Annotated in this window: 15 protein-coding genes; 7 read left to right on the forward strand and 8 right to left on the reverse strand. The window is 39.3% G+C overall.

What is annotated here, in order from left to right; translation table 11 throughout:
* Nucleotides 1–139: 139 nt before the first annotated feature.
* The 3 genes from ARCPR_RS02290 to ARCPR_RS02300 are packed head-to-tail and all read left to right on the forward strand — an operon-like array spanning nt 140 to nt 1,388.
* Nucleotides 140–532: a hypothetical protein gene (locus ARCPR_RS02290; RefSeq protein ID WP_012939857.1), complete on the forward strand. Its 393-nt coding sequence runs from the start codon at nt 140–142 to the stop codon at nt 530–532.
* A gap of 26 nt (nt 533–558) precedes the next feature.
* Nucleotides 559–1,068: a hypothetical protein gene (locus ARCPR_RS02295; RefSeq protein ID WP_012939858.1), complete on the forward strand. Its 510-nt coding sequence runs from the start codon at nt 559–561 to the stop codon at nt 1,066–1,068.
* Complete coding sequence (locus ARCPR_RS02300) at nt 1,053–1,388, forward strand: hypothetical protein (protein WP_012939859.1); 336 nt, start codon at nt 1,053–1,055, stop codon at nt 1,386–1,388. Before ARCPR_RS02295 ends, ARCPR_RS02300 begins: the two co-directional genes overlap by 16 nt.
* A 24-nt stretch (nt 1,389–1,412) precedes the next feature.
* On the opposite strand, the gene ARCPR_RS02305 is transcribed toward ARCPR_RS02300, so the two are convergent.
* A complete protein-coding gene (locus ARCPR_RS02305) occupies nt 1,413–1,670 on the reverse strand; it encodes a winged helix-turn-helix domain-containing protein (RefSeq protein WP_012939860.1) in 258 nt (85 codons plus the stop codon).
* A gap of 72 nt (nt 1,671–1,742) precedes the next feature.
* Here ARCPR_RS02305 and ARCPR_RS02310 point away from each other — a divergent pair, with 72 nt between their 5' ends.
* On the forward strand, nt 1,743–3,215 hold the full coding sequence (locus ARCPR_RS02310; RefSeq protein ID WP_012939861.1) for a hypothetical protein: 1,473 nt from the start codon (nt 1,743–1,745) through the stop codon (nt 3,213–3,215).
* Between the two features lie 41 nt (nt 3,216–3,256).
* Here the strand turns inward: ARCPR_RS02310 and ARCPR_RS02315 are convergent, their stop codons facing one another.
* The 4 genes from ARCPR_RS02315 to ARCPR_RS02330 form a co-directional block, all read right to left on the reverse strand.
* Nucleotides 3,257–3,898, reverse strand: a complete 642-nt coding sequence (locus ARCPR_RS02315; protein WP_012939862.1) for a hypothetical protein — start codon at nt 3,896–3,898, stop codon at nt 3,257–3,259.
* 57 nt (nt 3,899–3,955) lie between these two features.
* On the reverse strand, nt 3,956–4,933 hold the full coding sequence (locus tag ARCPR_RS09285) for an integrase (protein WP_012939863.1): 978 nt from the start codon (nt 4,931–4,933) through the stop codon (nt 3,956–3,958).
* Nucleotides 4,934–5,015: 82 nt separating this feature from the next.
* Complete coding sequence (locus tag ARCPR_RS02325; protein ID WP_012939864.1) at nt 5,016–7,259, reverse strand: hydrophobe/amphiphile efflux-3 (HAE3) family transporter; 2,244 nt, start codon at nt 7,257–7,259, stop codon at nt 5,016–5,018.
* Nucleotides 7,256–9,070: a COG1361 S-layer family protein gene (locus ARCPR_RS02330; protein ID WP_012939865.1), complete on the reverse strand. Its 1,815-nt coding sequence runs from the start codon at nt 9,068–9,070 to the stop codon at nt 7,256–7,258. Before ARCPR_RS02330 ends, ARCPR_RS02325 begins: the two co-directional genes overlap by 4 nt.
* A 68-nt stretch (nt 9,071–9,138) precedes the next feature.
* On the opposite strand from ARCPR_RS02330, the gene ARCPR_RS02335 reads away from it, so the two are divergent.
* Together ARCPR_RS02335 and queC are read left to right on the forward strand one after the other, a co-directional pair.
* Entirely contained in the window at nt 9,139–9,834 is a 696-nt protein-coding gene (locus tag ARCPR_RS02335; RefSeq protein ID WP_012939866.1) for a TrmB family transcriptional regulator, read from the forward strand.
* A gap of 59 nt (nt 9,835–9,893) precedes the next feature.
* A complete protein-coding gene (gene queC, locus ARCPR_RS02340; RefSeq protein ID WP_148208660.1) occupies nt 9,894–10,610 on the forward strand; it encodes a 7-cyano-7-deazaguanine synthase QueC in 717 nt (238 codons plus the stop codon).
* Nucleotides 10,611–10,649: 39 nt separating this feature from the next.
* Here the strand turns inward: queC and ARCPR_RS02345 are convergent, their stop codons facing one another.
* Both ARCPR_RS02345 and aroC read right to left on the reverse strand, forming a co-directional pair.
* Nucleotides 10,650–11,474 (reverse strand): TatD family hydrolase, encoded by an 825-nt coding sequence (locus ARCPR_RS02345; RefSeq protein ID WP_012939868.1) that lies wholly within the window; start codon nt 11,472–11,474, stop codon nt 10,650–10,652.
* Nucleotides 11,475–11,535: 61 nt separating this feature from the next.
* A complete protein-coding gene (gene aroC / locus ARCPR_RS02350) occupies nt 11,536–12,636 on the reverse strand; it encodes a chorismate synthase (protein ID WP_012939869.1) in 1,101 nt (366 codons plus the stop codon).
* Nucleotides 12,637–12,710: 74 nt separating this feature from the next.
* On the opposite strand from aroC, the gene truD reads away from it, so the two are divergent.
* Entirely contained in the window at nt 12,711–13,973 is a 1,263-nt protein-coding gene (truD, locus tag ARCPR_RS02355; RefSeq protein ID WP_245526149.1) for a tRNA pseudouridine(13) synthase TruD, read from the forward strand.
* Here truD and ARCPR_RS02360 read toward each other — a convergent pair.
* The gene (locus ARCPR_RS02360; protein ID WP_012939871.1) at nt 13,965–14,273 is read right to left on the reverse strand and encodes a DUF5611 family protein; all 309 of its coding nucleotides are present in this window, start codon (nt 14,271–14,273) and stop codon (nt 13,965–13,967) included. The two genes, truD and ARCPR_RS02360, sit on opposite strands and share 9 nt — an antisense overlap.
* Between the last annotated feature and the right edge of the window lie 30 nt (nt 14,274–14,303).

A 14,303-nucleotide genomic window follows, 5' to 3' on the forward strand; every position in this document is an offset into this window, starting at 1 on the left:
TAATGTAGAGAGAGGATATATTCCCTATAAGTTGCTTGATTTATCTATGCAACTTAATAAGTTTCATTAACTGTTGCATTTGCATATCTGTATCTCGTATCTTGGAAATGTTTATAACGATATATTTAAACTCATAATCATGACTGTTCCATATTGGTTCAATGAAAAATTAATTGATACAGATGCTAAAGCTTTTGGTGTTTATTTAGCTTTATTAAGATCCCGATTTACCCACGGTTGGTGGGATAAGGAAGTAAGACCAAGCCCACCGATAGTAGATGATGTTAGACTGGAAATTCAAAAGTTTTTAACAGGAAGGGATATACTCGAAGCTTCTGAAGCAGTAAGAGATTTTATGAAGCTATTAAATGAATACGAATATGAAAAGTTATTTTTAGATAAAAGTTTCTTAGATGAAATAGAAATAAAGTATTACGAAAAATTCAGAAGAGCTTGCTACAGATACTTTAAGAGAGAGGCTATTAACGAAGAAATTAGGGATTATATATTAGGTTATTTCTTAAAGATGTAAAAGCTGGTGTTTATAAGAGAATATTAATGACCAAAATTGGTAGTGTACACATTTATTCAATAGCAAGTAAGGCAAGTAAGTATTTAGCAATTAGTAAAGACTTTGAAAGATACTGTACAAACTTACAATGTAAGAAAGATAAAATTGATGAAATCGCTAAAGCCTTAATAGAGTCGGGAATTGTAGTTTTTGGAATTAGTGGTGCAGACATAATCCAAGCACCATTTCTTAAAGATGAGTTTATAGAGAGATTAGCTCCACCTGAAGAGACAGAAGAAGTTGAAGGAGAAGAAAAGATTGAAAGGGAAGAAAAAGAGAAATTAGGTAAGGAATATGAGGGAAAGGCTCTGACAAGAGAAATATTAGAGAGTATAGTTAGGGATGTATTAGAGGATTTAGGGTTTAAAGTTGAGACTAATAAGAAATTAGATGCAAGGGGAGGAGGGAAGATAGAAGTAGATGTATGGGGAATGAAATTAATTAAGAATGCTGGATTTTATGTCTATGCATCATGTAAGAATTGGGACAGAAAATAGATAGATCAACAATAGATGAAGAATTTGGAAGAACTCAGCACTTAATTCAAATTCCTCATCTTAAAATATTCGTAGCTAAAAGATTAACAGATCCAGCAAGACAAACTGCTTTAGCAGATGGATTTATCGTAATTGAATTAGGTGAAAAAGCTTCTACAAATAATGCAAGAGAAATCTATGAAATAATCTATAAACACCTAAGAGAACTATTCATAGGAATTGCTCCTCCAGAACTACAAAAATTCGCTAAAGAAACTAGAGAAATTTCTGAAAGATTAAAAACCTTAGCAGAGGAAATTGAAAGGATATCTAGTCTTTAAGAAACAATTTCTAGCATGGATTTTTTAACAAATCTTTTTTATAAAGTTAGCAATTTCCTCTCCAATCATAGTTCTCTTGTAAACTCTTCCAACTTTTTCATTTGGTGTTAAACACTCAATTAAACCCTCTTTTTCAAGTTCCTTTAAAGCCCTACTTACGTGAGGTAAGCTTAAATTAAGCTCCTTAGCAATTTGAGCAGGAGTTTTTGGATTAGATAAACATAATAGAACAGCTTTCCGGTTTTTAGCTCTAATGACAAAGCTGTATTTTGACCAATCCATGTTATTTAGATTCGAAAAATTAATAAACAATCTATTACCAATCAGTTACCAATCAATTATAGAGGTGTTACCATGGCCAATATGCATTCAGAAGTTCAGGATTATCTGAAAGCTCTTCTTGAATATTACGATTTTACAGTGGAGAAAGAACGTTATATTTCGCCTAGTGATAGAATAGATTTGTATGGATATAGCAAATCACACAACAAAACTATTGGAATTGAGATAACTTTTACAAGTGATGTTAGGAGAGATGCTGAAAAATTAGCTAAATCTGGATTTGATTTAATTTACATAGTCGTCGATAATCCAGCATATGAAGGCAAAATTGAATATCGAGGGAGGGTAATCCCGATCGTCCATTACAACTCTTTTGAGAATGAGCTAAGGAGATCTTTAAACATCTCTCTGACATTTCCTATGTTTGGTTCCTTTGAAGAATGGATCAAAGGTAGGAGAATCGAACAAATTCCAGTAGCAGAGGGAAAATTAGATAAGTTCATACAAACGCTAAGATACTCAGGATTGGATGAGTTTATTGAAGATGTTATAAATCTTCTTGCAATGTTATATATTACTAGAGAGATTCCTTCTATGTATAGAGATGCTATAACTTACGATTTAATATGTTCTGGTGTAAAGACTAAAAGACCTCAGTACAGAACCATAATTGAACCTAAGATTTTAAATATACTGAAAAACTTTGATTTAGTACTTGAAGAAGCTAGAGGTAGTGGAGAACTAAGAAAGTATTTCATACATTTAACTAATAAAGGAGATGAAATCGGCAGAGAAATAATTGCTAATAGAATTAGCACGAATTCTAGAGAACTTGATAGTATTATCAAAGAGTTCGGTAAAATGGCCCCAATAATAGCAGTTGGAACTGTGGAGAGGTATGTAAGAGAAAGAATTATGAGATTTGAATTATCAGAGAAAGACATCTTTGATCGCTTGCTTTTGCATGTTGAAAGTAGAGTTACGGATTATGTAATCCACAGTAAACTTGTAACAATGGGAAAAGAAGTTGAACTCAGATATGGAAGAAAGCGAAAATTACATCCACTTCTATCCCTAATCTGTTATTTTATCACTTACTATAATTACAGCAAGAGCAGAGACTTCTTCAACCGATTAGAAGAACTCGGTTTAGCTTATGAAGTTCCCATTTACGATTCTCGTGGTCGATTTATCCATGATGAAATTAGAAGTTCAATAGAAGTCTCGGAATACATATTGAGTAGAATTCCTTTGCCTGAGAGTGAACTTATATTTGAATTTGGATCGCTAACGACAATTCTTGCAATTAGCAGAATTAGAGATCCGAAAATTGCAAGAGAAAGACTAGAGGAATATATAAAGTTCTATGAAATTCCTCTCGATAGCATAAAAAGAGTTCTGGATGAGTTTAATAGATTTGGACTTGCATCGAAATTTATCGAAGTTTCAGATTCTGGACCATTTTTGATTTTTGATGAGAAGAAATTCGAAGAAATTATAAAAAGAAAATTAATTGATACAGCTTTAAGATTTCTTAAATTATAATAGTTCAATTGGCTTATTTACGATCCTAAAATACTATGTCATTAACATGGTGGTTGTGGTAATTTTTTAGGGAATATACCTCGTGGTATTAGTTCTTTCTTAATGATTTCAGCGAGTTGATCTATGTAAACTTCTCTACAATCACATCTCGGAAAAGGTAAACATCTAATGTCATTTAAGTTAAAGTTAGGTTGAGTTTTCGACTTCTTTAACTTTTTTAATGCTTCCTTGGCTGATAATATTGCCCAACAGCATACTCTTTCATGTATAACGATTATAAAGTAAGGATTTAATTGAGATATTTGATTTGCTAAGTTAGGAATTAATTTTCCCTTCTCTTGTCTTCCTACCCATCCACAAGGACTTTTTGCTTTTGTATCAGGTTTATTGTATACGTCGATCAGATAACAACCTAAGTATTTAAAGCAATCTAAGAAATTAGTGATTGATTTACTATAAGCTTTTTCAAACGCTTCTTTAGTTGCAAAATATAGGTTTGAGTTTGCACAATAAAAGAATGTAGCACCAGCAGGGGATTCTCCAATGAAAAGAACTTTTATTTTTATATTTTGCTTCATTGGATTGTAATTCTCTCTTATTTCTCTGTAATTCTCATCTATTCGATCTTTTTCACTTTCTTCTATCCTTAAATAAAGTCTTTTCACTACATTAAGTTTAATCATAAAAAATCTAAAAAAGATTAAAATATTTTAAGTATTTTGAAGATTTCAATTATAGAATTATTTAAATAAATTTAGTAACTTACTAATTATTCTAGAATACCATTCATCAGCTTGTTTTACCTTTGCAAGATAATGCATAGAACCAACTGTAATTGAAGCTCTTCCTTGTATAAAATCAGCTACTGATTCTGGAACTCCATTTAAGATAAGGAAGTTGTAGTTCCATTTTCTTAGATATTTAGCTGGTAATCCTTTCTTTGCAAAATATTGTGAGACTGCATCTTCATCTAATTCCATTCTTCTAAGCTCATTAGAGAATTCTAGAGGGAGATAAGCATAATAGGATTTCTTACTTCCTCTATCAAGTCCTAATGGATATTTAGCTATTTTATCATTAGTTATTAGCTTATTTGAGTCAAATGTTCTCAGTAGGTGTAGTGCTTCTCTTAATCTTATTCCTGAGAAAGCTAAGAGTTTAAAGAGAATTTTATATCTTTCATCTTTGAATTTTCTAAATACTTCAATGACTTTAGAATCTTCGGGAACGTATTCATCTTGGTTGGTCTTTGGAATCTTTACAATTTTACGATATTTCATTAAGCTTTCTTCGTTCATTAAGTCGAAAGCTTCATAGAAATTCAATAGATTTCTTAATCCAACACAAAAATGTCGTTTCCCTTTCTCGACTTTCCTAATTATTTCAAACAGTTCTTTCGGATTTCTGATTCTATCTGGAAGATACTTATCGAGATAATAGATTTGCTTATCTGCATGTTCTTTAGAACATTTTTCATATAACCAATTGATAAAATCTTTCCTAACTTCATCATATCTTATCTCATCTATATTGCTTTCTTTTGAGCTACATCCTATTGAAATTACTCTATTCTTAATTTTCTCTTCTCTTAACCCACTGCAGATCCCCTGACCCCGGTTCAAATCCGGGCCCTGGCTTAAAATATGATGCACATCCCAGCCTCCAATTCTTCTTAACATGGTGCCTACATTAACATTAGCATCTCTAACCTCCTTCAACCTGCTCCATTCCTCACAAGTTCAATGATCATTCTTGAAAAGGCTAAATCCCTCTAAAGAGGGTAAAATTTGATCAAATGAATTAAGTAGCTCTACTCAACGCATTTGCAACGCTGTCCATTACGTCAGTTCTTCTGAATCTCTCTACAATCATGAGGAACGCTGGAACCACTGTTAAAGCTCCAATCAGGCTGAAAATTATAGCTATTACCGAAAGAAAGCCGAAGTTCCATAGCATCGGGAAGCTTGAGAGCATTAGAGCACCGAATCCACCGGCCATTGTTAGAGCTGAGGTAACTATAGCTTTTCCAGTCTCCTCTATTGCAACTGTGACTGCTTTTTCTGGCGAATACTTCTGCCTTTCTTCAGCATACCTCTCAGCCATGTGGATTGAGAAGTCTATTCCTAAACCGAGAGTTATCGAGTTTATGGCTATAGACATAAACGTCTGCTTCATCCCCATTGCAAACATTGTCGTGTTTAGAACACCGATCACTGTGGTAATCGCAACTAAAGGAACTACTGCCCTCGTTATTGAACGGTAGGTTGCAAAGAGCAGTAGAACGATAAGCCCATAGGAAACCAGCGTCATCTGAGTCTGGCTGTTTAGCATAATTTCACCAAGATGTGCCATTATAGCTGGCTGTCCAGTTATGTAGTAACCTTCGTGCCATTCAAAGAATCTTACATCCCTTTTGAGATATTCCGTAAGCTCCACCCTTTTGTCGTGAGTGTCCGCTGATGTGTATAGGTATAAGGCGAGTGTGTGGCCCGAGATGTATCTCTTAAGAACATCCTTTGGAATCATGCTCAAAACTGTCGAAAGCTCAGCATCACTCTCTGGCAACTTGCCTAGATACTCCTTTATCAGCGACGAGAGCGAGTCACACCTGTAAACCATGTCCTCCTTGTTCACTATGTAATTTCCAAGCTCGTCCAATCTTTTGAGCTCGTCAACTCCCACCTCATCGACGGACAGAACGACTGTATAGATGTACTGCTTACCCATTACTTCTTCAAGCTCGTTGAATTTCACCATAGCTGGTAGATTCTCTGGGAAATATTTCTTGGTGTCAGTCTCAAGCTCTATCTGTGTGTTCGCATAGGCACCAACTATTACGATTATCAGAGCTAAGGCAAGTATGGCCTTCGGCTTTGAAGCGGTAAGAGATGCTATAGAAGTTAGAACTTTCTCCAAAATTCCGACTTCTTTCTTTTCCTTTACTTTGGTTGTTTCTTCCTTATCCAGTATCTTTAAAATTGCTGGTAGTGATGTTATCGAAAAGATGTAGGCTATTACCAGACCCAAAGATATGCTTCCCCCGAAAATTGCAAATTCTGGGATCAAAGTTGTAGCCATGGACATAAAGCCTATGACTGTGGTAATCATGGCAAGGATCACAGCTAAACCAGTTTTTGTCACAGATATTACAATCGAATTATCCCTGTCAACTCCCCTCATTCTCTCGTGTTCGTATCTGTTCTGAATCTGCGCGGCATATTCAATTGCCAATCCTATGAGTATCGGTAGAGATGCGGATATCATCGTGTCGAGCTTTATGCCAGTAAGGGGTAGAAGACCGACTACGACTATTACAGAGAATACGGAAATAACGAGAGGCATGAAAGCAGTGTATTTTTTCCTAACAGCTCCACTGAAAGTTACGATAAGCAGAATTATCATCGCAATTATCGAAGCCATCGTTGTCATTCCCGTCTCTTTCTGAGTCGTTTGGGTGATCTGGTAGCTTAATACAGGGGATCCGGTGACTTCAGCTGTTATACCAGTGGGTCTGTCTGTGAATTTTACGACCCTCTCTATCTGCTCAGCAAGTTCCATCGTTTTATCGGGGTCTGTAACCGTTATAGTTATGGATATCAGCGCAAGCGTTTTTTTAGGAACGAGATGATACGCGTAGAGTTCCGTCAAACGTTTAAGCTGAGAATTATCGCTTGGCAGAACTCCTCCGTTCAGCTCGGCGATTATCGAAGCTGGGGATGTTACACCTCCAACGCCATCAATGTTCTTTAAATTCTCTCCCAATTTGAGCATGTATTCGTAGACTTCCCTGTTCACAACATCGTCGCCCTTTATCATTATGTAAACTCCCTCAGCACGGATTCCGAAATCCTTTTGATATAGCTCGAGATCTTTGTAAACCGGATCGCCTATGGGAAACATGTTTTTGTATTCGAGCGATGTGAACTCTGTTTGCGAAGCAGAAATTAGAAAGATTATAACGACTAAAGCTGTAACCGAAACTATAAATCCCGGTCTTTTTGCGACAAATCTCGAAACTTTTTCGAGGAAATCCTCGAAACTCACTTCCTACGCCTCCTCAGGTAATAACCAACTGCTACAATAGCTAATATTGCAATTAGAGCAATTGCACCGTATGGCGGTTTTGGTGGGACTACCTCAATTACTGCCTTGGTAGGCTCGCTTATGGCCCACTCATCCTCTAAATCCTTGTATTTGACTTCCAAGTTCAGCCCGTATTTCTTGGGGGTTGCATCCGCATCTACACTTAGCTTGAATTTTATCTCTGCTGATTCTCCCGGCTTTAACGTTCCTATGTATGCTGTATCATCGTCTGAAGAGAAGGGATCTGTTATAGTTAACCTCGCAGTAGCCTCTCTTATCGTAAAGTTTCCAACGTTTTTGATAGTGAATGTAACTATCCCCTCGCTCCCAGCTGCAATTTTCGGAGTTCCATAAACCTCAAATTTCATCTTCGGATTTATCTTTATTCCTATACTTTTCGAATCGGTGTAGAAGTATTCGTCCATGCTTCTGTATTTCAGCTTGATCTCCGCTGGATAGATTACGGGCTTTGCTTCATCCGATGCCTGTACTTTAAACACAGCCGTATATTCCTTTCCAGCTTGAACGTCGCCAAGATAGTATTCTGCGCTCAGAACGGAGAGGGGCGGTTTTGTCGTTAGGTAGACACTGACGTCCTTTAAATCCATTTCTGGAACTAATGTTACCACCACATCGCCCTTTGCATTTACAAAGACCTTGCTCTCAACAGATTTAACTTCGAAGTCAGGAGCTTTTGAAACGTAAACTCCAAACGGAACTGGATCACTTTCAGCGATGTTACCGTATTCGTCCAAGTAAACTGCTTTGACCTTAAACGTGTAATTCCCTTCGTCTTTAGTATCAATCCTGATGTAAAAGATTGCCTTTGCAACATCATTCGGCCTCAGTTCGCCCACGTAGTAAGCTGGCTGAGATGTTGTTGAAGGCATTGAAGCTACTTGTGCTGGCATTCCCATAGGCATGGAAGGAGCATTTGCCATTTGTGTTCCCGGTACAGCCATCGCTGGCATCGCTGACATGGTTTGAGCTTGCGATAAGCTTAAAGCAGAAGCCTTAAAGCCAGATGGTGTTTCTAGGACAAGATAAGCATTTTTAGCAGTTTTCTCGCCAACGTTTTTCACTTCAACGACCAATTTTCCCTTACTTTTGCCAACCATGTTCTCGGCATTCACGTTGACAATGTCAAGTCTAACGTCCTTCTCTTCCACATAGACCTCTATTGGGATTTCAAAGCTCAAATGCTCGTATCTGAGTTTATAGTGCTCAGTTAACATCTCGTATTCGTAGGTGTATGTTGCATTAGCCTCGTCTTCATCCTTCACCTGCTTTTGAGTTGGCATCCATGTCGGATTGAATGTATCCACATAGACAAGATCGTCAATTATGTCAAAGCTAACTTTCAGCTTCAACTCGTACTTGCCAGCCTTTGCTTCATCTTTGACTTTAACAATGAATGCAAGGTTTACTGGCTGTAAAGGTGGTAAAGCGGGAATTTTTTGTGTTGGAGTCTTAACTTCGATGTATTCGTTACCTTCAAGCCTAACTTCGACGTTGTATGCTGTGAAGAGCATGTCTTCTTTCCCAGCGAAGAAAGCAGCCTCCTCTTGGTCAAAGTAGTCGACTTTCTTTCTTTCCGCCGGATTGTATATTGCTATATATACAGTCTTCTGCTCACCCCTATCCAAGTAGTTTGAGCCTACGATGTACGCTGTTACGTTTGGCTTTTCTTCATACTCCAATGCTTGCACAGGCATTGTTGCTACAATAAGGAAAGACACGATGAGGGCAAGAAGAACGATTCTAACTTTCATGACACCACCCCTGTCGTAGCTCAATTAACGAAAAGCGATATATATATCTTTCGAACTTACATTCAGCGATGAAGATTACGGAGGTCCTCAAATACTTCGGACTCAGTGAGTATGAAGCAAAGGCTCTGTACGTTTTACTGCTCCACGGTGAGCTGACTGCAAAGGACATTGCGGAGCTGAGTGGGATTCCGCGCACCTCCGTTTATGACGTAATGAATCTGCTTGAATCGAAAGGTTTGGTGGTATCTTACGGAAAGCCTCTGAGATTTAGGGCGATAGAGGCTGATGAGATAGTAAAGATATTTTCGGGCATAGTTCTGGACAGACTCGATTTGCTGAAGAAGGAACTTTCTAGACTGAGAGGTGGAGCTTCCGAAGAGGTGAGAGTTTATAAGGGAGAGGCTACGCTCAGCATTCTGCGGACATTGGTGAGTGAGGCAAGAGAAAGAATAGTCGCTTTACTATCATACATCACAGACGACATGGCAGAAATACTGAACTCAGCTAAGTGCAGAGTTACAGTTGTCTCTTCGAATGCCTCCAGAGTTAAGGGAGAATGTTACGAGTTCCAAAGAAAAGAAAAGCTTTTGGAGAAAGTCAAGGGTTTGTGTCATGGCATACTGATCTTCGATGACAGAGCGGCGATGATCGTGTTCATGAACGGAATAGCTTTATCTATCGTGAGTTACGATGAGAGGCTTGTTCTGTTCTTGAAGATGCTCGTGAACTCGCTTATCGAGTTCTTCAGGGATGTAAGGACTTGAGGTTTCTGAATTTAAGAGCTGAGAGCATTTTATTAACTGTTGTGTGCACTCTTTAGACTATGCCCGTGTTGATAATGAGCGGTGGTATCGATAGCTCGACGTTGCTCTGGTATCTGATGAAAAGATACGATGAAATTTACGTCATTACATACATCTACGGGCAGAGGCATGCGAGGGAAGTAGAGCATGCGAAGATGATAGTTGAAAAAGCGAGAGAAAAGGCTAAAATTCATCACGAAATTGCAGATATTTCCTGCATTCAAAGATTGATTGCTAAGGGTGCTTTGACTGGTAATGAGGAAGTTCCAGAAGGGTTCTACACTGATGAGAGCCAGAAGAAGACGATAGTGCCAAACAGAAACATGATCCTTTTGGCTATTGCTGTAGGGTACGCTGTGAAGGTTGGTGAAAGAGAAGTTTACTACGCTGCACACAAGTCTGATTATGCAACATACCCTGACTGCAGAAAGGAGTTCGTTAAAGCTTTAGATACTGCTGTCTACTTAGCCACAATCTTTGATCCTGTGGTAATTAAGGCACCGTTTGTGGACATGACAAAGGCCGATATCGTTAAGCTCGGCTTGAAGTTGGGTGTTCCCTATGAGCTTACTTGGAGTTGTTATAGGGGTGAGGAGAGACCCTGTCTTAGGTGTGGAACATGCCTCGAAAGGACTGAAGCTTTCTTAATAAACGGAGTAAAGGATCCTGCTTTGAGCGATGAGGAGTGGAAAAGAGCTGTTGAGATTTATGAGAGGTTTAAAGGTGGAAGTAGGTGAAGTTTCCACAAGTATTTCAGAGAGATGGAGGTGAAACGATTACTCGATTTCAACACCGTAAACCTTCTCCACATTTTCGACGCAAATCTTGTAAATGAAATCTTCGTCAAATCCATGCTTCAGCAACTCTTTAACCTTCCTTGGAACGGTCTTAGGACCTAAAACTGCACCGGGCCTATCTTTGTCGTCTATGTAGTCCGTTTCAAGCATAAACCTGCTACCCTGCTTTGCAGCCTCCAGAGCGTAGTCGTTCAAGCATATGACTGAAGGAAATATTCCAATCTCTTCGAACTCCTTTATCTTTGGCGGGGAGAAGTGCTTCACAACCTTGTACCTCTTCAAACCAACCTTATCAGCCATCTCGGCAATTTCCTTTATACCTTCATACGTGTACGACTCTGTATGAAGTTGAACGGCACATCCCACATCCTTAGCCACTTCAAAGGCATGCTTCATCACCTCGTTGCTCAAATCCCAGATTTCCTTCGAAACTTTGTAGTGTGGCCTCCCGCTCTTTAGAGCTACAGCTTTTCCTTCTTCTATGAGCTTTCCAGCCAAGTCGAAAGCTGATTTCATAATTTCAGCAGCCTTCTGGACTTTCATCCTACCTCCCAAGAGTGTGATCTCAGCAGGATGGACGCCTATAACAGCAAAAGCTCTAACGATTTTGTTGGCCTTTTCAACCATGCTTATGTGTTTCTTGAACATTTCCAAGTAATCTTCAGGCTTGGTAGGTTTCAAACCGTAGTGTTTGCTGAGCAAGTTAACTAGGAAGACGTGAGTTCCTCCAGCACTTTTGAACTGCTCTAGAGCCTTAAATTTGAGGTGGTTGTACAGGTGCATGTGATCATCGGTTATGATCATAAAGTGTAAGTGGTGTCCCGTGCATTTAAGCTTGACCTACTCAACCTGAAATCGACAAAAATCAACCCAAAAATCTTGGAATCAGCCCCTGCATCATCATGCAGTCTACCAAAACCAGAGCAACCATAGCCTCAAGAACTGGAATTGCTCTTGGAACAATGCAGGGATCGTGCCTACCCTTCACGACTATTTTATCTTCAACCATCTTCACCCAGTTTACAGTTTTCTGAGGCTTTGAAATTGATGGTGTTGGCTTTATTGCAACTCTGACGACTATATCCTCCCCATTTGAGATTCCACCCAAGATTCCCCCTGCGTTGTTCGTTGCAAATCCTATTTTACCTTCCTTCAATACAATCGGATCGTTGCACTCGCTTCCCCTCATTTTAGCAACCTTGAAGCCAGCTCCAATCTCAACTCCCTTAACTGCTGGCACACTCATCAATGCGAATGCCAGATAAGCATCGAGCTTAAAAAAGACTGGCTCACCCAAACCGGCTGGAACTCCCCTCGCAATTACTTCAGCTATACCTCCAACGCTGTCTCCCTCAGCCTTAGCCTTCAAAATAGTCTCTTCCATTCTCCTTGCAACATCCTCATCTGGACATCTAACAGCATTCGATTCAGCCAACCTGAAAATCTCGTCCAAATCGTATTCCTCCGGATTGATATCGCATCTTATTCCAGCAATCTCTCGCGTAAAACCCACGAGCCTGATTCCAAATCTCTGAAGGATTTTCTTCGCAATTGCACCTGCCATAACCCTCGCAACTGTTTCTCTTCCCGATGACCTTCCACCACCTCTCCAATCTCTCAAGCCGAACTTAGCCTGATATGTGTAATCGGCATGTCCCGGTCTAAACAGGTGCTTTATCTCTTCGTAGGGCTTTGAATTGACATCTCTATTATAAACTAGCATGCTTATCGGAGTCCCTAGAGTTTTGCCCTCGAAAACGCCCGAAAGTATTACCACCTCATCCTTCTCTCTTCTCGCAGTTGATATTGCGGATTTCGGCCTTCTCCTATCCAATTCCCTCTGAATGTCTTCCTCTCTAAGTTCTAAACCGGCTGGACATCCATCAACAACACAACCGACGGCTTTTCCGTGACTTTCTCCCCAAGTCGTAACTCTGAAAAGGTATCCAAAGGTGTTACCGACCATCGCTCAGGTTTAGTTCACCTGTTAAGAAACTTTTTCCAAAGAGCTTTATAACAATGATAACCCCCACATATTCGGTGGAGGAGGTTGTTGGGATAAGGGGCTACATAACTTCGCACGAAGGAATTAACGGAATCTTTAAGGAAAATCCAGAAGACTTCTATGTAGAAGAGGTTGCAGATTTAAAGATTGGAGAGGGAGATTGGGTTATTATAAAGGTGAAAAAGGTAAACTGGGATACACTGAATTTCGTCAGAGTCCTTTCAAACAAGCTTAGGATAAGCCAAAAGAGGATTAGCTACGCTGGAACCAAGGATAAGAGGGCAGTTAGCGTTCAATACTTCGCTGTAAGGATAAAGAGCGAAGATGAATTGGAAAGACTTAAAGGCTTAAGCATAAAGGATGCTGAGATAGAGGTTGTTGGAAGAACTAACAGATCTATTCAACTCGGTGATTTGAAGGGGAATATCTTTAAGGTCGTCATAAAAAATGCCAAGAACGTTAGCAACATTCCACTCATAGAGGGGGAGCTTAGAGCTAGAGGAACGCCAAATTTTTTCGGATTGCAACGCTTTGGTTCTATAAGGTTCATAACGCATGAAGTGGGAAAGTACATACTCAAGAGAGACTACGAAACTGCTTTCTGGGTTTACGTTGCGAAACCTTTCGAGGGTGAGAGTGAGGATGCTAGGAAGGTTAGAGAAATACTGTGGAATACTAGAGACGTCAAGTTTGGCCTAAGGGAAATGCCCAAATACCTCAGATACGAAAGAACACTTCTGCAAAAGTTGAGAGAAGGTAAGAGTGAGAAAGAAGCTTTGCTTTCCTTACCAGAAAACCTCAAGATGATGTTCATACATGCCTACCAGTCCTATGTTTTTAACAACGTTCTCTCAGACAGGATTGCTGAATTTGGAAATCTGAAAGTTGTAGAGAAAGGAGACTGGGTCGATTTTGTAAACTTAAACGATTATTACACGTTTAGAGAAGATTTTGTTAAGGTTCACGATCACAACTACAAGCGTGTAAAGTTTTTGATCGAAAGAGGATTGTGTGCTCTAGCAATACCTCTACCGGGTTACGAGACACCTTTGGGGGATGACTGGACTTCGGAGAGAATTCGATTTTACTTGGAGAGGGATGGAATAGATTTGAAAGACTTCAAGCACGAGTATAAGGAGTTTTCTTCAAAGGGGAGTGTGAGAGTTGCCGATATGCTAATAGAGCAAACCAACCTGAAGTATGAGGTGGAGGAGAACGTCACATTTAGCTTTTATTTACCGAAAGGTTGCTACGCAACTGTTCTATTGAGGGAGTTCGTTAAGAAGCCTCTAGCCTGACTCGACTTCTTTCTTCATCATCTTTGCCCTCTCTTTTGCCGTATACCCCGTTAGCTCCTCTAAAAACTTATTGTATGTCTTTATGGTCTGGACAGCGACATCTTCTGTTACCTTCGGATTTGTTCTCGTTTCTGCATAGAGCCTTTTGTTTTCTATCCACAGTCTCAGCTCCTCCATGGCTCCATACCTGACTACGTAGACGTTTCCGTCCTTTTCAAACTCGCCGAAGTACTTTCTTATGAGTTCTTCCAGTCTGCCTTCATCGGGCTTGTAACCCCTTTTAAATCTGTACTCTCTCATGAAATGAGAATTCCTTGGCGATTAAAAACC

Source organism: Archaeoglobus profundus DSM 5631, assembly GCF_000025285.1.
Lineage (GTDB): Archaea > Halobacteriota > Archaeoglobi > Archaeoglobales > Archaeoglobaceae > Archaeoglobus_B > Archaeoglobus_B profundus.

Bases quoted from the DNA above. Each gene is read 5' to 3' on its own strand.
- ARCPR_RS02305 (WP_012939860.1), bottom strand. From the start codon at position 1,670: ATGGATTGGTCAAAATACAGCTTTGTCATTAGAGCTAAAAACCGGAAA.
- ARCPR_RS02295 (WP_012939858.1), top strand. From the start codon at position 559: ATGACCAAAATTGGTAGTGTACACATTTATTCAATAGCAAGTAAGGCA.
- aroC (WP_012939869.1), bottom strand. From the start codon at position 12,636: ATGGTCGGTAACACCTTTGGATACCTTTTCAGAGTTACGACTTGGGGA.
- ARCPR_RS02290 (WP_012939857.1), top strand. From the start codon at position 140: ATGACTGTTCCATATTGGTTCAATGAAAAATTAATTGATACAGATGCT.
- ARCPR_RS02360 (WP_012939871.1), bottom strand. From the start codon at position 14,273: ATGAGAGAGTACAGATTTAAAAGGGGTTACAAGCCCGATGAAGGCAGA.
- ARCPR_RS02330 (WP_012939865.1), bottom strand. From the start codon at position 9,070: ATGAAAGTTAGAATCGTTCTTCTTGCCCTCATCGTGTCTTTCCTTATT.
- ARCPR_RS02345 (WP_012939868.1), bottom strand. From the start codon at position 11,474: ATGATCATAACCGATGATCACATGCACCTGTACAACCACCTCAAATTT.
- queC (WP_148208660.1), top strand. From the start codon at position 9,894: ATGCCCGTGTTGATAATGAGCGGTGGTATCGATAGCTCGACGTTGCTC.
- ARCPR_RS02310 (WP_012939861.1), top strand. From the start codon at position 1,743: ATGGCCAATATGCATTCAGAAGTTCAGGATTATCTGAAAGCTCTTCTT.
- ARCPR_RS02315 (WP_012939862.1), bottom strand. From the start codon at position 3,898: ATGATTAAACTTAATGTAGTGAAAAGACTTTATTTAAGGATAGAAGAA.
- ARCPR_RS02335 (WP_012939866.1), top strand. From the start codon at position 9,139: ATGAAGATTACGGAGGTCCTCAAATACTTCGGACTCAGTGAGTATGAA.